This is a genomic window from Rouxiella sp. T17, assembly GCF_036663475.1.
Taxonomy (GTDB): domain Bacteria; phylum Pseudomonadota; class Gammaproteobacteria; order Enterobacterales; family Enterobacteriaceae; genus Rouxiella.
Map to the genome: position 1 here is coordinate 34,394 of NZ_JAWUEA010000042.1, position 25,785 is coordinate 60,178.

Sequence of the window (25,785 nt, forward strand, 5' to 3'; positions counted from 1 at the left end):
CGTATTTGTTTAGAAATTGATAATAATTTAAGTTTTCTTGAAAGTGCGTTACGCCATATTTCTTAAAATGGAGAGATATAAGGGAGGTAAAAAGAAGGAGCAGGGAGGCATTAAGACAGAAAGCATTAATCACTGCACAACTATCAAATCCATCGGTTTAACAAGCTATAACCTGTCATTAAATGTGTATACCTTATCTCTGGATAACCAATGAGGGATATAAAATGGATAACAACATCATTGAAACAGAAAACCACGAGTCGGGCGGAGAATGTCCTTTCCATAAAGGGAATGACAACAAAGCCGCAGGCGGTGGAACCCGTAATCGAGACTGGTGGCCTGGACAATTACAGGTCGAATTACTGAATCAACACTCCGATCGTTCTAATCCCCTAAATAAAGACTTCCAATACCGCAGTGAATTCAGCAAGTTAGATTATTATGCGCTGAAAGGTGATATCAAAGCCCTGTTAACGGATTCACAAAGCTGGTGGCCCGCCGACTGGGGCAGCTACATTGGGCTGTTCATTCGTATGGCATGGCACAGCGCCGGGACCTATCGTTCCCTCGACGGTCGTGGCGGCTCGGGCCGAGGTCAGCAACGTTTTGCGCCTTTGAACTCGTGGCCAGATAACGTCAGCCTCGATAAAGCGCGCCGCCTGCTGTGGCCCGTGAAGCAAAAATATGGTCAGGCTATCTCGTGGGCAGACCTTTATATCCTCGCCGGTAACGTCGCGCTCGAAAATTCTGGCTTCCGTACCTTTGGTTTTGGTGCCGGACGCGCCGACGTGTGGGAACCCGATCTCGACGTCAACTGGGGTAACGAGCTTAACTGGCTCGATCATCGCCATCCAGAATCGTTGGCTAATTCGCCGCTCGGCGCCACTGAAATGGGACTTATTTACGTCAACCCGGAAGGGCCGGAGCACAGTGGCGATCCTGCGTCGGCGGCGCCAGCGATTCGTGCAACCTTCGGCAATATGGGCATGAATGATGAAGAGACCGTTGCCCTGATTGCGGGCGGCCACACGCTGGGTAAAACTCACGGCGCAGGTCCGGCGGATCAGGTGGGACCCGAGCCGGAAGCCGCGCCAATCGAGGCGCAGGGTCTAGGCTGGGAAAACAGTTACGGCACGGGAGCCGGGCCGGATACGATCACTTCAGGTATCGAAGTTGCCTGGTCACAAACGCCGACCCAGTGGAGCAACTATTTCTTCGAGAACCTGTTTAAATACGAATGGGTACAGACGCGCAGCCCAACCGGCGCGATCCAGTTCGAAGCCAGCAATGCAGGCGAAATCATTCCCGATCCGTTTGATGCAAATAAAAAGCGCAAGCCCACCATGCTGGTTACCGACCTGACGCTGCGTTTTGATCCGGAATTCGAAAAGATTTCTCGTCGCTTCCTTAACGATCCGCAGACCTTTAACGAAGCCTTTGCTCGTGCATGGTACAAGCTGACTCACCGCGATATGGGGCCAAAAGCGCGTTACATTGGTCCAGAAGTGCCGAAGGAAGAGTTCATCTGGCAAGATCCATTACCTGCGGCGTCCTATTCTCCATCAGAAGAAGATATTGCGTTTCTGAAAGAGCAAATTGCGGCGGCTGGCCTGACAGTCAGTGAATTGATTTCAGTGGCGTGGGCTTCGGCATCGACCTTCCGTGGTGGCGATAAACGTGGCGGTGCCAACGGCGCGCGTCTCGCCTTGCAGCCACAGCGCGAGTGGCAGGTTAACGCCGTCGCAGCCCGCGTGCTGCCCGCTTTGGAACTGATTCAGAAAACGCACGGCAAGGCGTCCTTAGCCGATATCATCGTGCTGGCGGGCGTGGTTGGCGTCGAGCAGGCTGCCAAAGCTGCTGACGTTGATGTTGAGGTGCCGTTTGTGCCGGGTCGCGTGGACGCCACGCAGGCGCAAACCGATGTTGAATCCTTCGAGTTTCTAAAACCGAAGGCCGACGGTTTCCGTAACTATCGTGGCAATGACGTGAGAGCCTCTACGGAAAATCTGTTGATCGACAAGGCTCAGCAACTGACGCTTTCCGTGCCTGAATTGACCGTTCTGTTGGGTGGGTTACGCTCCCTTGGGACCAACTACGATGGCAGCAAGCACGGCATTTTCAGTGATAAAGAAGGCGAGCTGAACACCGACTTCTTCACCAATCTGCTGGACATGCGTAACGAATGGAAAGCGACTGACGCGACGGGCGAATCTTTTGAAGGCCGCGACCGCCAGAGTGGTGAGGTGAGATTCACGGCAACCCGCGCGGATTTGGTGTTTGGTTCAAACTCCATTTTACGCGCCGTGGCCGAGGTTTATGCCAGCGCCGATGCGAAAGAGAAGTTTGTTAAAGACTTCGTTGCAGCGTGGACGAAGGTGATGAATCTGGATAGATTTGATATCTAAAAGAGTTTTTTAAACACTTATTTTTATGCAAAAGCGGGGGAGATGAATATCTTCCTCGTTTTTTTGTATTTTATTTCAAAAGTTTTTTTTAAGTTCAAGTTCAAGTTCAAGTTCAAGTTCTAGATCAAAAGCATGCGCTTCGCTTACTGCGCGGCGGCGCAGACCGCCCAAAGAGGCGCAGTCGCTCGCCCCTTTGGAATCCCAAGCTTTTTTTCCACAGCTGGAACTTGAAAGCTTAAAAGTGAGATCTTTCCAGGCACATTGGTGAGTGGCGTGGGTCGCGCGGCTTCGCCGTCCCTTCATTACGGATTTGAGCCAAACACGTCTCAAATCACTTCATTCAGCGCTGTCCTGATACCGCCAATTACAGCCTCTAAAGCAAGGGCGGTGACTTTTAGGCGGTCAAGGGCCGATCGCTAAAAGCTAGGGCAGTAAATTTTAAACGGTCAAGGGCCGATCGCTTAAAGCTAGGGCAGTAAATTTTAAACGGTCAAGGGCCGATCGCTCTAACAACATAGTGACTAAAATTAAAGACGACAAAAAAAGAGAGAAATGTGGGCTGTTTTACATAGGTTATTTGGCGGAATCAGGGCTGCGCTGAATGGCGTTGAGAAAGACGTTTCTGGCTTTCGAACGAAATGAAGGAACCGCAGAGCGGCGCGACCTACGCCACGCGCGGAGGTTACTGGAAAGATCTACAAACTTGAGCGGCGACACTTTTAAATTTGGACAAAAGGCGCAGAGATGCAAGAGGTGGCGCCTTCCACCTCTTGCCCGGTTCCGGCGCTGTAGGACAAATGCCCATTGAAGTTTTGAAACCGGAAAATTCCTCGGAGGCTATTGACCTAAGGAATTGACCTAAGGAATTGACCTAAGGAATTGACCTAAGGAATTGACCTAAGAAATTGACCTAAAGACATTGACCTTAAAAAAATTGTCATTTAAGTCAGCAAAGCGCATGTAGTTGATTTAAAAAACTTTTAATCTAAAGATCTACGTTTTTTGTTCGCGTTGACCACCAGCAAAGCAGTGATCCAATGCTCACCATGGCCGCTCCCTGCCAGAAATAAATTGAGAGGGTAGAGTCAAGAATAAAGGCGGCCAATACGGCAGATAACACGGGGATAAAATAAGACGCCGTAGCTAATACGGTCACATTTCCGTAAAGAATGCCTATATTCCAGGCCGCATAACCCAACCCCATCGCCGCCGCTGCGAGAGCGAGATTCACCATAACAGGCGCAGTAAACGTAAAGTTAATCCGAGGGCCAGATAAATAGTAAACCCACAACGTAAGCGCCGTGAGGGCAAAAAATAATGTAATCCCATTACATCCTTGGGCTATTTTTTTTGTTACGACACAATAGATTGACCAAATAATCGCACCACTGAGCGCCAGACCATAACTCAGCGGATTCGACAAAAGATTGTTGCCGATTTCCGAAAATGAAAATCCATTGCTGCCGCCAAGCACGCGACAAATTCCGGCAATGGCAAGCAGGATCCCGGGAATAAAGACGATTTTAGTTTTTTGCCGGTAGATAATGACCGATAACACGATGGTCATACTCGGCCAGAGATAGTTAACCATGCCAACTTCAATGGCCTGCGTGCCGGTTTGGGCATAACCCAACGATAATGACAGGCACAATTCATAGCAAACAAACAGGATGCTACCGATGATCAGATATGGGCGTGGAAATTTTCTGATATCAGGAAAACCTACTGTAAATACCAATAGCAAAGAACCAAAGGTGTAAATCATGGCGGCTCCACCCACGGCGCCTAATCCTTCACTCACGACTCTTATTAATCCAACAATAGCGCTCCAGAGCACAATGGCCGTGAGTCCGATGAGTGTAGCTTTCTGGTGCGGCATTAAATTTCTCTTTTTCAGACAAGAAGGAGGCAGCGATCCGCTGGTAAAGGAGTTAAGAATTATTCAAAAGTGCCGATACTAACCTCAGATAGATGCTGGAGTTTATCTATACTTCTGCGTCAAAAAAAGAGCTAGGGGGGATATCCTTTATTCAAGGTGCTGGATGACGAAGCATGTCGCCATTCATAGAGTTTGTAAAAGATAAAGAGCTTTATAGAGTTGAAGCCTCGGCTATATTTTCGTTTAGCAAAACATTAGTCTGCTATTTAAGTAAAATAGGTTCGATTCTATAGCTTAAGTCCAATTAAAGGCCCGCTTAAAGCGAATTTCTAACTTTACTTAACAATACTTTTACAAATTGGCCAAATGGACTAGAGTGGTAACTAAATATTTCAACCCCGCCGTGGTGCTATATGCTTGTCATATCAATGATATATACCTCATCACAGGATGGCGTCATTGGTCATAATAATTCTATTCCCTGGAAAGCCAATCTTGAGTTAGCCCGCTATGAGGGGGCAACTAAAAATAAGCTGTTGATCATGGGGCGTAATACCTGGTTGTCGCTGCCGGTTCAATTAGAACCACGCGATATTATTGTAATAAGTTCGACGCCACTGCCGGACAGTAAAGTGCCCGTGGTCAGTTCACTTAATGCCGCCTTGGCAATAGCGACAAAAAATAACAAGAAAGAGGCTATTATCATAGGCGGAGCCAGACTGTTTCAAGAAGCGATGCTGGTGTGTCACGTAATATATAAATCTACGCTTCTTATTGATGTTAAAGGCAATGTTTATGCGCCCATCATTCCAGCGGAGCGTTTCAAGCTGGTTTGGGTTAAAAATATTAAAGGAAATACGGCTTATTCTTATCAAACATTTCTGGTAAAAGAGTGGGAAGGGAAAAAGCTGAGCGCTGATTTTGGCTTATTACTGGCTAAAGTAGGCTCAAAATAGCAATTTGAATGCGCTGCTCTTTATTTGTTCTGAGTTTTATTGTTTTAATGGCGCTGGACGCTGTGCCTTTTAGCATTAAGCAAAAGTTGTTAATCTTTCGTTGCTTGAACCCTTCGACGGCTTACTTTATCCTGCCCGTCATGAAACACGCCATACGGCGGTTGTTATTTTAATCAAATCAATCCCCTCAAGCTGGAAAAACCATGTCTATTTTTAAACCCCGCATCATTATTCCTCTGGCTATTTGTGCCGGCGTGCTCGGCTGGTGGATGGAGCCTCACTTTTCTCAAGAAGATAAAGCCTATTATGTCTCGGTTTTCTGCGCGATTCATCATGATGACAGCAGCCAGTTCCTGAAGGATATGCAAACCGTGATTGATGGCGGCAACTCTGATTACGCCTTGCAGAAAATTAATTATCAGCCTGCGCTGGGTGAGAAAGTGTTTAAGGCGTGGCAACAGCTACCTGCGGATCAACAACAGTCTGTTTTTAGCAATAACGAAGCGTGCCGAAAGGTGATGGGTGCTCAGCTTAAATAATGTGAGGTTAGTTTTTACACATAAAGAGTCTGCTTATTAACCTGTTAAGTATTAATCGCTTGTCTGTGAATCGATTATTTATGAATCGATTGTTTATAAATTGTAGAGTAAAAAATAAAGGCGCATTATCTGCGCCTATTTATTGCACATTTTGATTGGAGAATAAGCTATTTACTAATAACTCTTCGCTAATAACTCTTCACTAATAACCTCAGGCAGTGAGTTTCTTACCCATATCTGCGGCGGCTTTAACAATAACGCGACGCACAACGCCTTCTATTTGCCCGTCGATATTAGGATTCTGCTCATGGAACCAGTGTAAATAACCGTCTTCATCTTCATAACAGGCGCTGGCAAAGCGCGGCGCGGTCAACTCTTCTTCGTATTCTCGCAAACCAATATTCAGCGATTCTTTCAGTTTCATCGCCTCAGATTGATTATTTAACGGATCCCAGCCATTACCCATGAGGTTTTTGCTTTTGTGTGTAAAGGCAATGCCTGCAAATTTTAAAAGTTCATTATCAGCCATAGTTATCAACTCGCTATATTATTTTATATAAAAACTAGACCGCAAAATACTATCACTTGCGACTCTAATTTAATACTTCTGAAATTATAAAAAACGCTCAATTAACTTAACTGAAATTTACCGATAACAAATAATCAACGTTAAAGCCTAAAGCTTATATTTGTTGTTAAAACAGAATGATAAACAGGGAAAGCAGCCCGCGTTTACAATCGGACAAGAGAGATTTTTGAAGATAAAAGGTTAAATTATTCGACTAAGCGTAATATTTTATTTCTTTTTAAGCGCGCTTTTTAATCTAAACAAAAAATAAACAGGCGTATGCGGTTTACCACTTTGTGCCGTTTCTAATGTTACAGAGGGTTTCATCCTAAATAGACTTTAAACAAGTTAAATTAATTAGTTACTTAGTAATAATGCTTTTCATTTCTCTTGAGCTTTGTCGTAGTGATAACGTTGCAAAATTGTTACACGCCCGATCTCAAATCCGTCTATAACCCTACTGCTGAGGAGCATTAACTTCTGTCTAAAATAATGAAGGATTTGATTAATGGAAAAAATCTCAAGAAGAAAATTTATGGCGTTTGCGGCGGGTGGAACGGTGGCGCTCGCGGCAGGACAAGCCTATGCCCATGATAACAATGTCAAAGCTTATCCGGCTGGCACCCCTACTGGCGGTCGTGATCCGGGTCCTCACGACCCCATTCGTGAGGCTGAAAACCCGGATATCGTAAATCCGCCTGCGACTGACAGCGGAACCGTCGCCAATCTGCGTTACTCGTTCAGTGATTCACACGTTCGTAAAGGCAGTGGCGGCTGGACGCGTCAGGTTACCCAACGTGAACTCGGCATTTCGACCACCATCGCGGGCGTGGATATGCGCCTTAACGCCGGTGGCATTCGCGAATTACACTGGCATAAAGAGGGCGAATGGGCCTACATGACCTACGGCAAGGCGCGGGTAACGGCTTTCGACACCCATGGCGGCTGGTTTGTCGATGATATTGGCGTCGGTGACCTATGGTATTTCCCGCCGGGCATGCCGCACTCTATTCAGGGCATTGGTGCCGATGGCTGCGAGTTTTTACTGGCCTTTGATGACGGCAATTTTGATGAAGACAGCACCTTTTTGCTTTCCGACTGGTTTAAACATATTCCGCCAGAAATCCTCGCCAAGAATTTCAGCGTTCCGGTTTCAACGTTTTCCAAACTTCCTTCGCCGAATGACGAATATATATTTGCCGGCACGGTGCCGGGCAGTCTGGCTGATGACGCGACGAAAAACGCGCCAAAATCCAAGCTGCAATTTACCCATAAAATGTTGGCTCAGGACCCTATAAAAGCGCCGGGCGGCACGGTGAGAATTACCGACTCCTCTAATTTCCCTATTTCAAAAACCATCGCAGCAGCGCTGGTGGAAATTGAACCGGGCGGCCTGCGCGAGCTGCATTGGCATCCAAATAACGACGAATGGCAATATTATCTCGAGGGCGAAGGCCGGATGGGGGTATTTGCGTCATCAGGTCAGGCGCGCACCTTTGATTATCGCGCGGGTGATGTCGGTTACGTGCCTTTTGCCATGGGCCATTACATCGAGAATACCGGAACGGGTCCGCTGCGTTTCCTTGAGCTATTCAAAAGTGATTATTACGCCGATATTTCCTTGAATCAGTGGCTTGCCAGCACGCCGCCAGAGTTGGTGAAACAGCATCTGCAATTAGACGACGAATTCATGAACGCGCTCTCTTTGCAAAAGAATCCGGTGGTTAAATAATCAACTTATCGTTAATGAGACGATTTTTTAGATATTCATTATTCTTGGCCGGTTTCCGGCCAATTTATTCCGCAGTATCCATTACGCATTACCCATTACCTAGCAACCTTAGCCATCAACTGTTCTATTAGGCGTCATAAAAAAACGTTGGGAATTGCACATCTCCTCTCTGGCTTCTACCCTTTTTATGAGTTGCTACGCCGTTCAGCAAAGAGCGAAGCGTCAATTAACCTCTGTTTAAAAGGAGAAGATATGTCTGATTCTCAACGTCCACAGCCCCCGTTCGAAGAGCAGCAACAGACTTGGCCCGGCAGTTCGGCCAAGATGGATCCTCAGCCCGATCACGGCGAAAACAGTTATCAAGGTTCTGGCCGTCTAAAAGGTAAAAAAGCCATTATTACGGGTGGCGACTCGGGTATTGGCCGCGCTGTGGCAATCGCCTATGCCCGCGAAGGTGCCGATGTGCTGATCTCTTATCTTGATGAACACGAAGATGCCCAAGAAACCGCGCGACTGATTGAACAAGCGGGTCAAAAAGCGGTATTGGTGCCGGGTGATATTACGGAGCTCGAGCACTGTCATGCGATCGTAGATAAAGCGGTCGAGGCTTTTGGGGAAATCAACATCCTGGTCAACAACGCGGCGTTTCAACAGACCCGCACGTCGCTGGATGAAATCAGTGACGACGAGTTTGATCGAACGATGAAAACCAATCTTTATGGCATGTTTCGTATCACAAAAACGGCAGTACCGCACATGCCGCCGGGCGGTTCGATAATCAATACCGCGTCGATAAATGCCGACCAACCCAAGCCGATTTTGGTGGCCTATTCAATCACTAAATCGGGGATCGTCAACTTTACCGGCAGCACGGCCGCTTTGCTGGCCGAGAAAGGCATTCGTTGCAACGCCGTCGCGCCGGGACCTATCTGGACGCCGCTGATTGTCGCCACCATGTCAGCCGATAAGGTGAAAGATTTCGGCAGCGATGTTCCCCTGCAACGCCCCGGCCAGCCAGCCGAATTAGCCGCGCCTTACGTGATGCTGGCTAGCGACGAGGCGAGCTATATTTCTGGCGCAACCATTGCCGTCACCGGCGGCAAGGCCATTATTTAATTGTCGCTGCTTCACGCCTGCGCCCCTGCTGGCGCAGGCAATTTTCTGCTCTTCTTTTCTTCTGCTCTACTCATCTTCTACGCTGAATTATTGGTTAACCGTTCACAAAATAACCTGTTTGAGATCATTGCTGAAATCCTGGGCTATGCTTGATTTTCAGAGACTGCCTGTGGTCGAAAAAAGAACCGCGTAAGGTCGACTTTTGCTTACTTTGACGTAAACGAGGGAATTGAATGGAATCCAAATCATTTCTTAAAAGTTGGGGTGCGAACTACCTTGGTGAATGCCAGAGCAGCGGCGGAGGCCAAGATAACGGCGCGGTGCGCTTTCGTTTGTGGGCAACCGGTCAGCAAAAAGTCAGCTTAAGGCTCGACGGCGAAGAGACTGAGATGCGCCCAAGCGGCGACGGCTGGTTTGAACTGACGCAAAATAACGTCTCGCCCGGTGCTGAATACAATTATGTGCTGGCCGATGGCACCGTCGTGCCTGACCCCGCCTCGCGCGCGCAAAAAGGCGAGGTAAACGGCCCTTCATTAGTGATCGATCCAGAAAGTTATCGTTGGCAAAACGGTGACTGGCAGGGCCGTCCGTGGGACGAAACCGTGGTTTACGAGCTGCACATCGGCACTTTTACGCCTGAAGGCACCTTTGCCGCCGCGATTGAGAAACTCCCTTATCTTGCCGAGCTCGGAATAACCATGCTCGAAGTGCTGCCCGTTTCGCAATTTGGTGGCAATCGCGGCTGGGGTTACGACGGCGTGCTGCTCTACGCGCCGCATTCCGCCTACGGCACGCCCGACGATTTCAAAGCCTTTATCGACGCCGCGCACGGCCACGGTCTTTCTGTAGTGCTCGATATTGTGCTCAACCATTTTGGTCCGGAAGGTAACTATTTGCCGCTGCTGTCGCCAGACTTTTTCCACAAGGAGCGACTCACGCCTTGGGGCGCAGGCATTGCCTATGATGTCGACGCGGCCCGTCGTTATATTATCGACGCGCCGCTTTACTGGTTAAAAGAGTTTAATCTCGATGGCCTGCGATTTGACGCTATCGACCAAATTGAAGACGGTTCCAAAAAACACGTATTAATAGAAATCGCCGAGCGAATTCGCCAAGAAATAACTTCCCGTCCGATTCATTTGACCACCGAAGACTCCCGCAACGTAATCTTCTTGCATCCGCGGGAAGCCGACGGCAGCGCGCCATTGTTTACCGGTGAATGGAACGACGATTTCCATAACGCCGTTCACGTTTTCGCTACGGGGGAAACGCACGCCTACTATCAGGACTTCGCCAAGCAGCCCGAAAAACTCGTCGCCCGCGTGTTGGCCGAGGGGTTTGCCTATCAGGGCGAGGTCTCATCACAGACAGGAGAGACGCGCGGGGTAGACAGTCGCGGCCAACCGCCGGTCGCCTTTGTCGATTTTATTCAGAACCACGATCAGGTCGGTAATCGCGCGCACGGTGAACGTTTACTCGAGCTGGCCGGTGCCGATCGCACAAAGGTGCTGCTCGCCTCCTTACTGCTTTCTCCGCATATTCCGCTGCTGTTTATGGGCGAAGAGTATGGTGAAACTCATCCTTTCCTATTCTTTACAGATTTCCACGGTGACCTTGCGAAAGCCGTGAGAGAAGGGCGTGCCAAGGAGTTTGAAGGCCATTCAGGTTATGACGGGGAAGAAGTTCCCGACCCGAATGCCGAAAAAACGTTCGAGATGTCGAAGCTGGATTGGTCCAAAATTACTCGTAAAGAGGGCGAAAACTGGCTGACCTTGAGTCGCCAACTGCTGGCTTTGAGACAGCAATATATTGTTCCGCTGCTTAAAGACGCGGGTGGCAACAGTGGCAAGGTTTTGGAAACTGCCGAAGGCTACGTTGCCGTAAACTGGCATTTTCCGAAAGGCGTGCTGTCGATGGCGTTTAATATTGCCGAAAAACCTCAGCCACTGCCCGAGCAGCCCGGTGCAACGATTTTTGCCTGGCCAAATGCGGGCAATACGCTGCCGCAGAATTCAATAATTGTTCGCCTTGATCCGAGAGACGCAGAATGAGCATTCCAACCGCAACGTACCGAATTCAGTTCCGAAACGGCATGACTTTTGACCGCGCCGCCGGGCTGGTGCCTTACCTTCAGCGCCTCGGCATTAGTCATCTTTATGCGTCACCTATTTTCACCGCCACGGCGGAATCCACCCACGGTTATGACGTCACTAACGCCAACGAAATTGAGCCTTCGCTGGGCGGACGCGAAGGATTTGATCGGTTGGTCGCGGCATTGAAACAGGCGGGGCTGGGGTTAATCCTTGATATCGTTCCCAATCATATGGCCGCTTCGCTTGAAAACGACTGGTGGCGCGATGTGATTGAAAAGGGTGAAAAGAGTCCGTACGCCCGTCATTTTGACATCGACTGGTCTCGTCCGCTGACTCTGCCTTTTTTGGGCGATACCTTCGAGGCGGCGTTAGATAATAACGAAATTAGCATTAAGCGCGACCCGGAAACCGGAAAGCCCGCGTTCGCCTATTTCGATAATTTTTATCCGCTGGCTGCCGAAAGCTGGCAAGGCCGTGAAGAAGAGGTGCTGAAACTTACGGATAAAACCGCCATTTTGGCGCTGCATGCCTGTCAACCTTGGCGATTGATGTCATGGCGCGATGCGCCGCGTGACTTGTCTTATCGACGCTTTTTTGAAATCACCGGCCTTGCGGGCGTGAGAGTAGAAGATAAAGAGGTGTTCGACGATACCCATCGTTTAATCCTCGAGCTGGTACGTTCCGGCGCGGTGCAAGGGCTGCGGGTCGATCACGTCGATGGTCTCGCCGATCCGAAAGGTTACCTTGAGCGGCTACGTCAGGAAGCGGGCGAGGCGTGTTACCTCACCGTAGAAAAAATTCTGGGCGAAGATGAGCAAATTCCAGAAGATTGGCCTATTTCCGGCACCACGGGTTATGAATTCATCGCCGCGCTTTCCGATGCGCTGGTGGATGGCACAAAAATCAGCAGCCTGCGCAGGGCGTATCACGAGGTGATCGGCAAAAAGGTCGATATGCAGGCCGAGCTGCGCGCCGCCAAAAAATTGATGGTCGATCGCAATTTTGAAGGCGAATTTAGCCGCTTGTTAAGCATCGCCGTAGAAATTGCCGCTAAAGAAAATAAAACGCTGGACCCGCAGCAACTCCACTCGGCCTTACGCGAGCTGCTGATTGCGTTTCCGGTTTATCGAACCTACGGCACGGAAAACGCTCTGCCGCCGGAGGGCGTCGAGCTGCTGCAAAACGTGGCTGAACAGGTGAAAGCGGGGCAGTACGCGCCCGATCCTGCCGCGCTGGCGTTCATCGTTGATATTCTCACGGGGGATGTTTCTAAACAGGTGGAAGCGGACACGGCGACATTCCGCACTCGTTTCCAACAGCTAACCGGCCCGCTGATGGCGAAATCGGTGGAAGATACGCTGTTTTTCCGTCAAAACATGGAGCTGGCGTTGAACGAAGTGGGAGCCGAGCCACTGCCGCGCGCCTTCTCGCTGCAACGTTTTCATGAGGAGATGCAAACGCGGCTCGAACGTCAGCCCGACGGCATTTCAAGCACCTCGACCCACGACACCAAACGTGGGGAAGACGCGCGCGCCAGACTTTATACGCTCACCGAAGCACCAGAGCGGTGGGCGGAATGTATCGCCCGCTGGCGCAAGATGAATCACGAGAAAGTCGCCCTGCTCGAGGATGGACCCGCGCCAAAACCGGCGGGTGAATGGATGATTTATCAGGCCTTGGCGGGCGCGTGGCCGACTACGCTGGACATTAAAGATGCTCACGGGCTTAAGGAACTTGAAGAAAGGTTTTTGGCCTTTGTGGAAAAAGCGTTGCGTGAGGCCAAGCTGCGCACCGACTGGGCCGACACCAACGATACTTTTGAAGAGGCGGTGTTCGATTACACCCGTCACTTACTGTCGCCGGATAATCAGGCGTTTCTCGAAGATTTCTCGCAGGCGTTGCAACCCTTTATTCATGCGGGATTAGTCAACAGTTTGACCCAAACGGTTATCAAGCTCACCGCGCCGGGCGTGCCGGATATTTATCAGGGAAGCGAAGGGCTGAACTTCAGTCTTGTAGACCCCGATAATCGCCGTGAACCTGATTTTGACGTGCTGCAACAGTGGCTGAATAAAGATGATGACGCGGTGTCATTTGATTCCGAAAGTTGGCTGAGTGGCAGGCTGAAGCAAAGTGTGGTCGCCAAACTGCTGCATCTGCGCAAGCTAAAACCGGCGCTGTTCCGTAGAGGCGATTATCTGCCGTTGGCCGCCACGGGAAGTCTTGAACAGCAGACGGTGGCGTTTTCCCGTGTGGATAAGTCAGAGGCGCTGGTGGTTATTTTACCTCGTCTTTCCTTTGAAGCGTTTGAAGGAAACGACGCGGAAACTCGCCACGCAGGCTGGCAACAGACAGAGATCGCGCTACCCGATTCGCTTGCCAACCGAGGTTATCGCAACATTTTAACGGGTGAGAAACTTAAATTTTCTGAAAGTATTACTCTTGAGGAACTTGCCGCCCATCAGCCGCTCATTTTGATTACCGACTGATTATTTCTTGCATTTTTCCATCGGAACAAAAGCCCTGAAATCCACGGAGAGCAGCACAGGCTCCGTGGATTTTTTCGTTTTAACTGTTGACTCTATTAAAAAACTTTTCTCACTTCAAGGCAGATTCGACAAAGGATTTTCAGGCTTATCCAAGTTATCTGTGGACAAATCAGGGGATAACTTGGGTGGTCACCCTCCCAAGAGGTGCTGCGCGGTGCTTAAGCAAGATTGAACAATAAATAGCCAATCAGGCATTTTAATCATAAAAAACCGGCTACAAAAAAGAAGCGGATTTACTTCATCCCACCCAATTCCACAGCCGAAATAACATCTCCAAAAGTAAAGCGTTTTTCAGAATAAATTTAGGCTTTTAGTGGCGTCGTTTTCTTATCCAAAAGGCCATCAGCAACACAATCACCAGCGCGGCAACGCTAAAGCCGACGATTGCCAATGCCTTGGCGTAACGAATCAGGAACGGCGAATCGGGTTCGCCGGAGGTGATTTTATTCACCTGCGCCTCGGTGAGATGGGCGTTGCCGTGGCCAAACTCCTGCGTCACGTAATTTGCCACCACGGCGATTTGCGCTGGAGTCAGCCACGAGTGAATGTCCTGCTGCTGCTCACCAAACGCTGGCATCAACACTTCACCGTCCGCGCCTTTGCGATGAATTCCGGCCACAATCGCCATCACCAAATTCGCCGGGTCGTGAGAGCCGACGGCACTATTATGGGTTAACGACGGGAAGGTATGGTCGTCCGTACCCTGACCGTTCGCCCCGTGACAGGCGGCACAGCTGGAATCATAAAGCAGCGCGCCGTCGGTCTGGCTCGATTCGCGATAACCCGCCGCGTTATTGGCACCGGTGCCGGGCTCATAGGTGGTCCAGTTGATCGGTTCTGCACGGCTGGCCGACCATGACGTCTGCGTGACACCCGTCGTCTGTTTTGCTGGCACGGTTTTCAGATACGCTGCGATGTCGGCGAGATCACTGTCGGTAAGATGACTGAAGCTGTGCTCGACGGCATCGGCCATCGGTCCACCCGCCTGACCTTTGCCCTCGGCATGGCCATTTTTCAAATACGAAACCAGCTCGGCGTTACTCCAGCCACCAATGCCACTGATCTTGTCAGAGGTAATGTTTGGCGCCAACCAGCCATCAACGGGCGCACCCGCCAAAAATTGGCTGCTCTCTTCGGCCATCAGCTGGTTACGCGGCGTATGGCAGGTTGAGCAGTGTCCCAAACCTTCGGCCAGATATTTGCCACGATTCTGCTCGGGCGTGAGGTCGGGAGAAGGGGTAAAAGGCTTGTCGCTGACGAACATAAAGTTCCACACCCGCATTAGCCCCGGCAGATTAAACGGGAACAGCAGCCGCGTTTTGGCCGCCGGTTTACCCTCGTCGGGCGGCGTATCTTCAACGGCCGGAACCGATTGGAAATAGGCGTAAAGCGCGTGCATATCCTCATCGGTGACTGTCGAGTAGGAGGTGTAAGGCATCGCCGGATAGAGTTGAGAACCGTCCGGGCGCACGCCTTGGCGCACCGCTTTGGCGAATTCCGCCTCCGTCCAATTGCCAATCCCGTACTTTTTCGACGAGGTAATATTGCTCGACACAATCGACCCCATCGGCATTTTAAAGACGTAGCCGCCCGCAAAAGCGTTGCCTCCTTCCGCCGTGTGACAGGCGGTGCAGTCGCCAGCCTGCGCCAGATATTCACCCTTTTTGATCAGGTCATTTGGCGAGGTGTCGGCCAGTGCGGACTGACTCAGGGCGCAGGTGATAAACAGTGAAAGAAGCGTCGTAATCTTTTTCATCTTACACCTCCTTCGCAATGATATCGGCGCTGCGGATGGCGAGAGCAATGCCCGTCAGCGTTGGGTTGATAACGCCTGCGGCCGGGATCACGCCGACGGAGGAAATAAATAAATTAGGATGATCAAAACTGCGGCACTCGTGATTAACGACGGAATCAGCGGCGTTTTCGCCCATGATCATGGTGCCCATCAGGTGATCGTGATTCTCGTAATCGGTGCTCATATCGACAATCTTGCCGTTCATCAGGCGCGCGATATCGCGATACTGCTCGCGCATATGTTCAGCGCCGACTTTGACATAATCATCGACTTTAAAATGCACCTTGATACCCGGCAGCCCAAGGCTATCTTTCCACGCGGGATTAGGCTGAATACGGTTGACCGGATCGGGTAAAGGCTCGAGAAAACTGTAGATAAACATCCAGCGCGACGACCAATCAAGAATACGATCGTCGAGCTCTTTGCCCATCAGACCTTCTTTAATGGCACGATTGGCAATATCAATCTGCTGGTTATTATTGGCGAGCGAGTGTTTGTTGGCGGAATATTTCGAGCGGAAGTCGCCGTCGCGATAAGTCATTATTGTGGCTTGCTGAACCGGACCGCGACCGGCCCACATCGGCTGGTCGGCTAAAAAGGCGACGCTGAGCCCGATATGGTCCATTAAATTACGGCCTACCATGTCTGAGGAATTACCGATGTCGTTCATGATCATCAGTTTGGCGGTTTCAAAACTGTGTGCCGCGAGAACAAAATATTTCGCCGTTAACGTATGTTCTTTGCCTTCGGGTGTCAGGTAGCTAATCGATTCTATTTTCCCGCCTTCGCCCTTGGTTATTTTATGCACCACGGCTTCGCTAATCAGCTTGGCCCCGTTGCGCACGGCGCGGTCGGCGGTAATAGAACCGTTATATAACGTACCGATAGGGCAAACCTGATCGCAGTTGTTATTACCCTGACAACCCGGACGACCGTCATAAGGGCGATGAATACGCACGGTAGGTTCGTGAACGACGCTGTGCCCATGAGGAATGAGCGCTTCTTTTAATTTAGTGGTGGTATAAAGCGGGGCTTCCGGGTCAATCGGATAGTGTTTGGAGCGCGGCGGAAAGGCCATGCCCGGATTCTGCCCAGACTGGTCTTCGGTATCGGAACCCGATACGCCTATCGCATATTCCGCTCTGACATAGTAAGGCTCCAGCTCGTTATAACTCATCGGCCAGTCGCGACCAACGCCGTATAACGATTTCATTTTGAAGTCATTGGGAATATAACGCCAGGTTGCGCCGCCCCAGTGCCACGTGGTGCCGCCAACCAATTTCAGCATGCCGGGTTGTTCGCGGAATTCGCCGGTGTTCTGAATATAACCGGGTTCATTGCTGGTGGGTGCCCACGGATTATTAGGATAAGCGTTATTACGATCGTAATGACGGCCTGAATTACGGTAATTCTCGACAATCTTCGAGCGGGGAACATTCGGCCCCGCTTCCAGCATAATCACCGACTTGCCTTTAAGCGCCAATTCGTTGGCCATATTCGAACCGCACGCACCTGAACCGACGACAATGACATCTGCATCATATTCTTTGGACAAAGTTTATCCCTTACATTTAAGTGAGTTATTATTTGCTTATTAGCCTAATTATTGGCTTAGTTATTGGCCTAACTATGGGCGCAGACGCTTTATCTCTTTACGAGATCTCCTTATTTGGTCAAATGAACCGCTCAAATAAAGAGCTCAAATAACGCGGTAAAAAAACGCGATCTGTTAACGCGTAAGCCTTAGGTCGTGGCGGGGAGTTTTTCCCAATATCCCGTGCCCCATCGCGAATAGCTTGGAATAGGGGTGTAGGCTTTTGTCAGCTGGTAGGTGAGGGCCTGAGTATATGAAACGAATTGAACGTTATCTTTGGCAGAAAGCTGAACGGGGTCGCCGGCATAGCCCAGATAAAGCGCAGAAATAATTTGCTGTGCCGTCGTTTTGAGGTCGCCCTCAAAACCGGGCGCAGTTTTTAAATTCTCTACGCTGGCGAGGCTGTTTTTTGCGATAAAATCAGACAGCTTTAAAAGGTTGGCAGGGAAATTGGCATCCGTAATGGTCAGTGCCGAACCTGCACGCTGCGCCAGCGCGGCGTCGATAGGTTTAGCCGTAAGAAACTGCGCCAGCTGCTGCATGCCGCTTAAGGCTTTTACTGGACTTTCTTCAGCGAAGACGGAGGAGATCGGCATCACCGAGAAAGTGCCGATCAGGGCCACGGAGTGTAAAATAAAACTGCGACGAGAGGTTGAAAGCGTCCCGAATTCAGCGTCCCGATCAATAGGGAATTTCATTTTTTCTTACCTTTACAAGTGGTTACTCCATTTGATTACCGCTATGCTCACTTAACTCAAATGGAGAAAGCTAAACACGTGTGTGCCTTTAATCCTTAACAATGTTTTGTACACGGCTTGCGAGGACGCATACGGTCAATGTTAAAACATCATTAAAATTGAAAGCTTGGTTAACACTTTTGATGATTAGTTAATAATTAGTTAAATAACTATGATTGGATTTTATTGATGCACATCAAAAATATCCACATAAAATCAGTGCATTAACAATTAATCAAAGTGTTATTTATCAACATGTTATTTTAATAATAAACATTTATTTACATTTAAAGTGAGTGTTTGATGTCTTTAGATCATCAAAAATAGAGCTGATAAATATTAAATGATAAAAAAACATCAAAATGAGAAAGGCCGCGTTACCCTGATTGATGTGGCAAAAGAGGCGGGTGTGGGGCAGGCAACCGTCGATCGTTTTTTGAATGGCCGTACTACGGTAAAAGCAAAAACGGCAGAGAAGATTCGTGCGGCGGTAGACAAATTAGGCTATCGCGCGGCGCAAATTGATAAACTCTCGTCTTCTATGTCTACCGCGACAAAACCGCCTGCGGCTGAATTAACGCCTATGCCGCGCCTCGGTTTTATTTTCCCTCCGGTCAATAACAGTATTTATCAGCTATTGATCGATCCGTTGGCCGAGCTGCTTGCCGGGCAGTTTTCAACGGTTTTCGCGCCGCGCATCATTGAATGTGATATTCAGGATTTCGCTGAAGTGAGCGCTGCGATTGAAACCTTGAGCTCGGAAGTAGAATTTCTGGGTATTGTGGCTCTCGATGACCCGACTATCGGGCTCGCGATACAGGCCGCTGCGCAACGAGGGGTAAAAATCTTTACCCTTTTCTCGCCGTTATCTAACAATGGACAGAGGGCGCATATCGGGCTTGATGACCGAAAAGCGGGGCGCAGTGCCGCGTGGGTGGCACAAAGGCTGATGCCCGCAACCTCAAAACTGGCTATTTTTCAGGGCAACAGTCGTTTTCTGTGTCAGGAGAGTTGCGAGATAAGTTTCCGTTCCTATTTTAGGGAGCGCAACGTTGCAGTCGACTATATTGGCCCGCTTAATACTAAAGAAGATGCGCAACATGCCGAGCATCAGACTCACACCATGCTGGCCGAGAATAGCGATATAGGACTCATTTATGCGCCGTGCGGAGGGGTGAAAGGGATTATTCAGGCCGTCACGGACAGTAAACGTAAAGAGCAGATTGCTATTATCTGCCACGGGCCTTTCCCGGGCTGGGAACAGGCGCTGATTGACGAGTCGGTAGACGTGATTATCTATCAGGATATGAAGGAGTTGAGTGAGGCGGTAGTGGCATTGTTAAGCGATCACCCGCTGGAAGATCGGCGTTTGCGTGAACTCGATATTGTGCGTAATGAGGTGCGTTTTTTACCTATCTCGTTTCAGATAAAATTTAGAGAAAATATTTAGCGCGACCTTAAAGACCATCGATTTAAGACAATCGGTTCAAGACGGTCGATTTAAGATGAATGAGAGCAAAAAAAAGCCACCGATTCTCATCGATGGCTTATTTGGGCTTGCTAGGGTCGACGATTTTCACTCATCGACAATTCTCATTAATCGAGAATTTTAAACGCTTACTTTCTACCGATAAGGTAGCCAATCAAGATACCTACGGCACCGGCTACGGCAACGCCTGCATACGGATTGTCTTTTACCTGGTCGCCCACGGTCGCTACGGCATCTTTAGCTGCATAGCTAGCCTGAGAAGCATATTTTTTCGCAGCACCCTTGGCAGAATGATCTGGCGAGTTAGTTGCATCGCCAAATGCTTCTTGTGCGGCACCGGCGGCTTCTTTTACTTTGTCTTGTGCTTGGTTAAACATATGCGCTCTCCTTGTTGATAGTTTTATAAGCCTAGCAGAGAAAAAAAGCTTTGCTTGCCCAGCCGCGAAAACATACGGCTTATCAGACAGATCCTATAAACCGCGTCCTGGTAAAGTCGTGCACGCCGCGTTGTCAGCCATCGCCGCAGGGGCAGTGGTCGGGTATTTAGCATCAGGCGTGATGTAAACCTGCGAGGTCGCGACATAGCCGTCGCTGAAGGTTGCTTCAACGAAGCTCGCCTGCCAGCCCGGGCCGGTGTAATCCAATGGCACATCGACATCATTGTTGGCCGACACGGTCAATTCGGTAGGCTCATATTTAATGCCGCAGGCAAAACGGAAATCACGTGCCGCCGGATTCGTCGCCGTCCAACGCACCACTTTCGCCGGTTTCTCGGAGAATTTAACGTCGAGTTTGCCATTATCAAGCTGAGGATAAGGCGCCGCCGTAACCTGAGGTAAAGGCTTATTATCCTGAATGCGATTGATAAAGCTAATCAGCGACTGTTGGGTAAAATCGATGATGCCTATGTGACCCGTATTTGGCGCAATACGCAGCGATTTAATACCCGGCAGTTTGTCATAATAATAACGGGTGTTATCAGGTACGAAGAAATCATCACCACTGGCATTAATAATGTATTTCGGGATGGCCAATCGAGATTCTCTCGAGGTGCCCATATATGACAACGGATCTTCGATTTGCATTAATTTGGTAAAGTCAGCTTTTTTGGTCTGCTGATCGATATCCTGATTGTAATACGGCGCAAAAGCCACCGGCCAATTACCGCCGTAAGAGCGATACATATTCTGCATGACCTGACGCGTATCGAGCACGTCAATAACGAAAGGCACAATCGCTTCTACGCTAGGGTCGGATATTCCTGCAAGCCAGGTTGCCCAGCCACGTTTAGAGGCACCTGTTACAATAAATTTATTGATGTCATATTTCTTAAGCTCTTTCTTAGCAAGACGAATGCTTTGGGAAATAGTCGCCGCCATTGGCACGTGCAACGGTAATTGCTGACGCTGTACCGGCTCGTCCATAAATAATCTCCAGGTACGAGCAATACTGTCATCTTCAACGCGCGGTTTTCCGTCGTCCTGATAAATCAAATCACGGCTAGGAATAGTTTGCAGTGAAATAACGATGGTATTTGTGGCTTTGGCAACTTCAAGCAAAATGGCGTCGCTGGTGTCGACGGCAATCAGCGCGCGGGTCGATTTTGGATGCGGCGGAATAGCGATCGCGACATTCTCTGTCCACTGGGAAGGCGTTACCAAGCCTGCTGGAGACCAGTTCTGAGAGATCATCTGATAGCGGTTAACTTCGACATCGCCATACATTTCATTGCTCATAAACCAGTATTTTAATGGCTGAGCGGCCAACTGTTGGCGATAGCAGGAAATAACGTCTGAGGATTTGATAGCGCTCTCATCTTTACATACGTTATCAATTGGTGCTGTCTGTGCAAATAAATCGCTGGAAATAAAAATTAGTGACAAGATCACTAAGTTAAGCTTTTTCATCATTCACCCTTGTTTAATGAATGGGTTTTTATTTTTAGAGTTAACGCTTGATGCTCGCATTACTGACCTGCATGACGTCAATCTTCTCTCTGGTGTGGTTATATTAACTGATCTTTGGGTCGATCTACGTCGGCCTCTGGAGAATCAGATTATTACGATAGTGCAAAATAAGAATTATGCGAATTAGATAAATCTTGATTTCATTGGGAAAAAATCTTTTTTCTTTGTTCGCAAACAATCAAACGCCATTCGCTGATAATGAAATGACGTTTCGAATAATTATTTTGTTCTACTTTTTTGCTTTCTTCCTTTGCGTTGCCAAGTATATGGCCGGTATATGAAACATTGCGTGGATAAAACGCACGTTTCCAGGCGGTTTTTAATCGGGCGTAAGATATACGCTAAGGTTACAACAGGCAATGATGAAATTGTAAACTGAGGTATAGCAGGAATGAGCAGAATAATGGCTAGCAATATTTTAATTGCTCCCTATATCACTATTAGGGAGCAAATTAATATTACAGAGTTGTGACAGGAATGTTTATTGCCAAGGTTTAATTAGTTTCAGCTATTAAAGCCATCGGTTATATTTACACTAATAGTGGAAAATAATGGCTTTAAATAGCGACAGGTTAATGTTATGGCTTATTGGCAATTAACAGGGCGCGTCGCGGGGCGGGATAACCTTCCACCGTTTTGCTGCTGTCATTAGGGTCCAAAAACTCGGCCAATGATTCGCTGGTCATCCATGAAGTGCGATGCTGTTCATCGGTGGTGGTTAAACTCACGTCGGCAATACGCACATTCACAAAACCGCATTTAATCAGCCAACCTTTTAACGCCTCGGCGGACGGGATGAAATAGATATTATTCATCTGCGCATAACGATCGCCTGGAACCAGTACCTGCTGGCTATCGCCTTCAATTACGATGGTTTCAAGCACCAGCTCACCGCCGCTGACCAGCTGGTTTTTCAGCTGCAACAGGTGGTCGAGAGGTGAACGACGGTGATAAAGCACGCCCATCGAGAATACAGTATCGAACGCGTTTAATTCAGGCAGTTGCTCGATGCCTAAAGGCAGCAGGTGCGCGCGTTGATCGCCACCGAGCAGTTTACGCACGGCTTCAAACTGACACAGGAACAGCTGCATGGGGTCGATGCCGACCGCAAAATGCGCGCCTGCGCCAATCATTCGCCACATGTGATAACCACTGCCGCAGCCGACGTCGAGAATGGTGCGGCCCGCCAGCGAAGAGATGTGCGGCAGGACTCGGTCCCATTTCCAATCCGAACGCCATTCGGTTTCAATCTCGATGTCATATAAAGAGAAAGGACCTTTACGCCACGGCATCAGGTTGCGCAGCAGATTTTCCATTCCTTCGCGCTGGCCTTTCGGCAGCGGCGACAGCGTATTGGCCGTCACGCCGTGCAGCAAATCAAGCTTTTCGGGTTGCAGCAACGGCAGACGATCGACGGCGTTAAACCACATCTTGAACTTGCCGTGCAGCGACTCTTTCTGCCACGCCGTAAGCTGTGAGGGCAGGGTATTCAGCCACAGGCTCAGCGGGCCTTTGGCAATCGCGCGGTAAAAATCACTAAACTCAATCACACCGCATCTCCGGATTTAATGGCAATCAGCGAGCCAAAGTTAAAGCATTGGAACCAGACTTCTGCATGTTCGAAACCGGCTGCATGTAGGCGCGCTTTATGGGTTTCGACCGAATCGGTCAGCATGACGTTTTCCAGCATTGAACGTTTCTGGCTGATTTCGAGCTCGGAATAGCCGTTGGCGCGTTTAAAATCGTGATGCATGCTGAACAGCAATTCGCCTACGTCGGCATCGTTGAAGCTGAATTTTTCGGATAACACCAGCGCCGCGCCCGGACGCATGCCCTGATAAACCTGATTCAACAAACGCTGGCGATCGGCAGGCGCTAAAAATTGCAGGGTGAAATTCAGTACCACCATCGAGGCGTTTTTCAGCTCGACGTCCAGAATATCGGCTTCGATGACCGTCACCGGCGTATCGGCGCGGAAGGCGTCAATGTGGCGACGGCAGCGTTCGACCATGGCGGGCGAGTTGTCTACGGCAATGATTTCACAGCCCGCAACGTTAATGTTGCGGCGCATGGAAAGGGTGGCGGCACCCAGCGAACAGCCAAGGTCGTAGACGGTGCTGTCGGGTTTAACGAAGCGTTCCGCCAGCATGCCAATCATTGAAATAATATTGGAATAGCCGGGGATCGAGCGCTGGATCATGTCTGGAAAGACTTCGGCGACGCGTTCATCAAACGTCCAGTCGCCAAGCTTGTCGATCGGCGCGGAAAAGAGTTTATCCTGGTTAGTCATAGTGCTGAATGAGACCAAAAAGAGTAAATAGGGGAGCAAAATAAAGCGGATTTGCCATTATGGGGCCGGAGTTTAGCAGATTACGCCCACCCCTGACCCGAAAAAAATGCGCAGCGAGGCGAGGGGATTTAAAACAGTGAATTTTGCTGCGGCCAGTCCGGTTCCGGCGGCAGGTCGGTGAGATGATCGCGCAGCATATGCCACAGCACCTGCGCCTGCGCCTGCTGCGGCGCGTCGCTACAGTCGGGCGAATGAATAAAGAGATAGGGCGAAATTTCCTGCTGCTGCCAGGCGGTCAGCTTGTTAATCCACTGCGCAAACCATTTCTGATTGGCTGTTATGTCGTCGCCGCCGATAAAGCGCACGATGGGCCGTTCGGCGGTGGTAATCGCGTGAACCGGCAGCTGCGGTTTCTTGCGTTTGGCGTCGAGCACGGCGACGGTATCGCTGGTGGCGTGATGCACGGGTCTACTGTCGAGCAGAACCCTATTAATTTGGCGTTCGTGCAAGCCACGATTCAACGCGCGCTCCTCTTCGCCTTTCTCGAAGAACAGCTGATGTCTGACTTCTACGCCGTAATCGAAGCCTTTCGGCAGGCCATCTAAAAAATGCCACAGCCGGTCGAGATGATTGGGAGAAAACGTCGCCGGAAGCTGCAACCACAGCTGTCCGAGTCTATTTTCCAGCGGCGCGAGGCATTGATAAAAGGCGTCAATCTCGTGCTGGCAATTTTGGAGCGCGGCCTTGTGGCTGATGGCAGAGGGGAATTTAAAGCAGAAACGGAAATCGTCGTGGGTCATGTCGCGCCAGCGCTGCACGACCTCGGCTTTCGGCAAGGCGTAAAAGGTGGTATTTCCCTCGACGCAGTTAAAATAACGTGCGTAATCAGCCAGATCGTGCAGACCTATGCTGTTCCACGCGCTGTGATGCCACTGGGGAAGTCCGATATACATGACGCCTCTTTTTCTCAATCTGTTTAAAACGGTTACGCCTAATAGCCTATTAAAAAGTATAGCATTTTCCAATAAAAACGCCGCCCGAAGGCGGCGTGACAGTGTAATGAATTCTTTTCTTCAACTTATTATTGCGGCAGAGCGGCCAGCACTTCTTCCGTTGAACGAACGCGGCCAATGCGCGGGAAGATAAAGTTGATGCTTGAACCATGATGCTCGGCGTTGTGCGCGCTGCATGCATCCTCGGCCACAACCAGCTCGAAGCCCAGTTCCCAGGCGTTACGGGCCGTGGATTCTACACCGATGTTGGTCGAAATACCGGCCAGCACGATGGTTTTAATGCCGCGACGACGCAGCTGCAGCTCGAGGTCGGTGCCGTAGAACGCGCCCCACTGGCGTTTGATGACCAGCAAATCTTTGTCGGTAACGTTAAGCTGCTCCGGGAATTCCCACCAATCTTCAGGCAGGCTAGCCCCACCCATGGAAATATCGGTAGGCTGTTTCAGCGCGTCGTCGAAGGTGGCAGACCAGCCCACGCGCACCATAAATACGGGCGCATTCAGCGCGCTAAAACGGGTTTTCAGCTCGGTGGCTTTATCCAGCACCTGCTGCGCCGTGTGTGGGCCACCGGCAAACGGCAAAATGCCTTTTTGCAGATCGATTAACACCAGCGCGGTCGTTGCAGGATCAATTTGCAGAGATGTATTGTTCTGAGACATGGTGATAGACCTATCAAATAGAAGAGAATTTAACCTCGTACTTGCGCTGCGTCCCTTCAATGGCAATTACTTAGGTCGCTACTTACTTTATTGCTACTGAATTATGGCTACTAACTTATGGCTACTAACTTATGGCTACTAACTTAGGGCTAATGAATACGTTGCTAATTAATGTTTTGCTAATTGCATGGAGACTAACTAAAAAGCATCGATGCAGTTTATGCCAAGCCGCCGTCGCAGGCGGGGAGAAATTTGTTAAATTATGTGTGAGAAGCGCGCAAGACGAATTTCAGGCGTATCAACTGTGCGTTCGCACTTATCCTGTGCGAGAAATTCCTTTATAATGACCGCCTTTTTTCGACCCATATTAATCCGATGCTCACAGGCAGTGAGATCAAAGGGAT

19 protein-coding genes are annotated in these 25,785 nt (G+C 49.6%); 8 read left to right on the forward strand and 11 right to left on the reverse strand.

Features of this window, described 5'->3' with window-relative positions:
• Positions 1–224: 224 nt before the first annotated feature.
• Positions 225–2,405: a catalase/peroxidase HPI gene (gene katG / locus SC206_RS20800; RefSeq protein WP_332740420.1), complete on the forward strand. Its 2,181-nt coding sequence runs from the start codon at positions 225–227 to the stop codon at positions 2,403–2,405.
• A gap of 985 nt (positions 2,406–3,390) precedes the next feature.
• Here katG and yddG read toward each other — a convergent pair.
• Complete coding sequence (yddG, locus tag SC206_RS20805; RefSeq protein ID WP_332740422.1) at positions 3,391–4,284, reverse strand: aromatic amino acid DMT transporter YddG; 894 nt, start codon at positions 4,282–4,284, stop codon at positions 3,391–3,393.
• A gap of 413 nt (positions 4,285–4,697) precedes the next feature.
• Between yddG and SC206_RS20810 the strand changes: the two genes are divergently transcribed.
• Both SC206_RS20810 and SC206_RS20815 read left to right on the forward strand, forming a co-directional pair.
• A complete protein-coding gene (locus SC206_RS20810; protein WP_332740424.1) occupies positions 4,698–5,240 on the forward strand; it encodes a dihydrofolate reductase in 543 nt (180 codons plus the stop codon).
• A 203-nt stretch (positions 5,241–5,443) separates the two neighbouring features.
• The gene (locus tag SC206_RS20815) at positions 5,444–5,779 is read left to right on the forward strand and encodes a hypothetical protein (RefSeq protein ID WP_332740426.1); all 336 of its coding nucleotides are present in this window, start codon (positions 5,444–5,446) and stop codon (positions 5,777–5,779) included.
• A 211-nt stretch (positions 5,780–5,990) separates the two neighbouring features.
• Here SC206_RS20815 and SC206_RS20820 read toward each other — a convergent pair whose 3' ends face one another.
• On the reverse strand, positions 5,991–6,245 hold the full coding sequence (locus tag SC206_RS20820) for a hypothetical protein (RefSeq protein ID WP_332740428.1): 255 nt from the start codon (positions 6,243–6,245) through the stop codon (positions 5,991–5,993).
• A 610-nt stretch (positions 6,246–6,855) separates the two neighbouring features.
• Here SC206_RS20820 and SC206_RS20825 point away from each other — a divergent pair.
• The 4 genes from SC206_RS20825 (at position 6,856) to treY (ending at position 13,777) form a co-directional block, all read left to right on the forward strand.
• Positions 6,856–8,079: an oxalate decarboxylase family bicupin gene (locus SC206_RS20825; protein ID WP_332740430.1), complete on the forward strand. Its 1,224-nt coding sequence runs from the start codon at positions 6,856–6,858 to the stop codon at positions 8,077–8,079.
• Between the two features lie 252 nt (positions 8,080–8,331).
• A complete protein-coding gene (locus SC206_RS20830; RefSeq protein WP_332740432.1) occupies positions 8,332–9,195 on the forward strand; it encodes a glucose 1-dehydrogenase in 864 nt (287 codons plus the stop codon).
• 233 nt (positions 9,196–9,428) lie between these two features.
• On the forward strand, positions 9,429–11,246 hold the full coding sequence (gene treZ / locus SC206_RS20835) for a malto-oligosyltrehalose trehalohydrolase (protein ID WP_332740434.1): 1,818 nt from the start codon (positions 9,429–9,431) through the stop codon (positions 11,244–11,246).
• Complete coding sequence (gene treY, locus SC206_RS20840; protein ID WP_332740437.1) at positions 11,243–13,777, forward strand: malto-oligosyltrehalose synthase; 2,535 nt, start codon at positions 11,243–11,245, stop codon at positions 13,775–13,777. Before treZ ends, treY begins: the two co-directional genes overlap by 4 nt.
• A 370-nt stretch (positions 13,778–14,147) precedes the next feature.
• Here the strand turns inward: treY and SC206_RS20845 are convergent, their stop codons facing one another.
• From SC206_RS20845 to SC206_RS20855, 3 genes are all read right to left on the reverse strand, one after another.
• Positions 14,148–15,593, reverse strand: a complete 1,446-nt coding sequence (locus SC206_RS20845) for a cytochrome c (RefSeq protein WP_332740439.1) — start codon at positions 15,591–15,593, stop codon at positions 14,148–14,150.
• A 1-nt stretch (position 15,594) separates the two neighbouring features.
• Positions 15,595–17,187, reverse strand: a complete 1,593-nt coding sequence (locus SC206_RS20850) for a GMC family oxidoreductase (protein WP_332740440.1) — start codon at positions 17,185–17,187, stop codon at positions 15,595–15,597.
• Between the two features lie 188 nt (positions 17,188–17,375).
• Entirely contained in the window at positions 17,376–17,924 is a 549-nt protein-coding gene (locus SC206_RS20855; RefSeq protein ID WP_332740442.1) for a sugar dehydrogenase complex small subunit, read from the reverse strand.
• 382 nt (positions 17,925–18,306) lie between these two features.
• Here SC206_RS20855 and SC206_RS20860 point away from each other — a divergent pair, with 382 nt between their 5' ends.
• The gene (locus tag SC206_RS20860; protein ID WP_332740444.1) at positions 18,307–19,413 is read left to right on the forward strand and encodes a LacI family DNA-binding transcriptional regulator; all 1,107 of its coding nucleotides are present in this window, start codon (positions 18,307–18,309) and stop codon (positions 19,411–19,413) included.
• A 167-nt stretch (positions 19,414–19,580) separates the two neighbouring features.
• Here SC206_RS20860 and SC206_RS20865 read toward each other — a convergent pair whose 3' ends face one another.
• The 6 genes from SC206_RS20865 to SC206_RS20890 form a co-directional block, all read right to left on the reverse strand.
• Entirely contained in the window at positions 19,581–19,829 is a 249-nt protein-coding gene (locus tag SC206_RS20865) for a CsbD family protein (protein ID WP_332740446.1), read from the reverse strand.
• 93 nt (positions 19,830–19,922) lie between these two features.
• Entirely contained in the window at positions 19,923–21,362 is a 1,440-nt protein-coding gene (locus SC206_RS20870) for a PhoPQ-activated pathogenicity-related family protein (protein ID WP_332740448.1), read from the reverse strand.
• A 635-nt stretch (positions 21,363–21,997) separates the two neighbouring features.
• Positions 21,998–22,969 carry a tRNA 5-methoxyuridine(34)/uridine 5-oxyacetic acid(34) synthase CmoB gene (gene cmoB, locus SC206_RS20875; protein WP_332740450.1) on the reverse strand — a complete coding sequence of 324 codons (972 nt, stop codon included), beginning with the start codon at positions 22,967–22,969 and terminating at the stop codon, positions 21,998–22,000.
• The gene (gene cmoA / locus SC206_RS20880; protein WP_332740452.1) at positions 22,966–23,709 is read right to left on the reverse strand and encodes a carboxy-S-adenosyl-L-methionine synthase CmoA; all 744 of its coding nucleotides are present in this window, start codon (positions 23,707–23,709) and stop codon (positions 22,966–22,968) included. The genes cmoB and cmoA overlap by 4 nt, the downstream gene beginning before the upstream one ends.
• A 128-nt stretch (positions 23,710–23,837) precedes the next feature.
• A complete protein-coding gene (locus SC206_RS20885; protein WP_332740454.1) occupies positions 23,838–24,662 on the reverse strand; it encodes a DUF72 domain-containing protein in 825 nt (274 codons plus the stop codon).
• Between the two features lie 128 nt (positions 24,663–24,790).
• Positions 24,791–25,381: a hydrolase gene (locus SC206_RS20890; RefSeq protein ID WP_332740456.1), complete on the reverse strand. Its 591-nt coding sequence runs from the start codon at positions 25,379–25,381 to the stop codon at positions 24,791–24,793.
• Positions 25,382–25,785: the final 404 nt, after the last annotated feature.

Excerpts from the sequence above, each read along its gene's own strand:
- katG (WP_332740420.1), top strand. The coding sequence starts at position 225 with ATGGATAACAACATCATTGAAACAGAAAACCACGAGTCGGGCGGAGAA.
- yddG (WP_332740422.1), bottom strand. The coding sequence starts at position 4,284 with ATGCCGCACCAGAAAGCTACACTCATCGGACTCACGGCCATTGTGCTC.
- SC206_RS20810 (WP_332740424.1), top strand. The coding sequence starts at position 4,698 with ATGCTTGTCATATCAATGATATATACCTCATCACAGGATGGCGTCATT.
- SC206_RS20815 (WP_332740426.1), top strand. The coding sequence starts at position 5,444 with ATGTCTATTTTTAAACCCCGCATCATTATTCCTCTGGCTATTTGTGCC.
- SC206_RS20820 (WP_332740428.1), bottom strand. The coding sequence starts at position 6,245 with ATGGGTAATGGCTGGGATCCGTTAAATAATCAATCTGAGGCGATGAAA.
- SC206_RS20825 (WP_332740430.1), top strand. The coding sequence starts at position 6,856 with ATGGAAAAAATCTCAAGAAGAAAATTTATGGCGTTTGCGGCGGGTGGA.
- SC206_RS20830 (WP_332740432.1), top strand. The coding sequence starts at position 8,332 with ATGTCTGATTCTCAACGTCCACAGCCCCCGTTCGAAGAGCAGCAACAG.
- treZ (WP_332740434.1), top strand. The coding sequence starts at position 9,429 with ATGGAATCCAAATCATTTCTTAAAAGTTGGGGTGCGAACTACCTTGGT.
- treY (WP_332740437.1), top strand. The coding sequence starts at position 11,243 with ATGAGCATTCCAACCGCAACGTACCGAATTCAGTTCCGAAACGGCATG.
- SC206_RS20845 (WP_332740439.1), bottom strand. The coding sequence starts at position 15,593 with ATGAAAAAGATTACGACGCTTCTTTCACTGTTTATCACCTGCGCCCTG.
- SC206_RS20855 (WP_332740442.1), bottom strand. The coding sequence starts at position 17,924 with ATGAAATTCCCTATTGATCGGGACGCTGAATTCGGGACGCTTTCAACC.
- SC206_RS20860 (WP_332740444.1), top strand. The coding sequence starts at position 18,307 with ATGATAAAAAAACATCAAAATGAGAAAGGCCGCGTTACCCTGATTGAT.
- SC206_RS20865 (WP_332740446.1), bottom strand. The coding sequence starts at position 19,829 with ATGTTTAACCAAGCACAAGACAAAGTAAAAGAAGCCGCCGGTGCCGCA.
- SC206_RS20870 (WP_332740448.1), bottom strand. The coding sequence starts at position 21,362 with ATGATGAAAAAGCTTAACTTAGTGATCTTGTCACTAATTTTTATTTCC.
- cmoA (WP_332740452.1), bottom strand. The coding sequence starts at position 23,709 with ATGACTAACCAGGATAAACTCTTTTCCGCGCCGATCGACAAGCTTGGC.
- SC206_RS20885 (WP_332740454.1), bottom strand. The coding sequence starts at position 24,662 with ATGTATATCGGACTTCCCCAGTGGCATCACAGCGCGTGGAACAGCATA.
- SC206_RS20890 (WP_332740456.1), bottom strand. The coding sequence starts at position 25,381 with ATGTCTCAGAACAATACATCTCTGCAAATTGATCCTGCAACGACCGCG.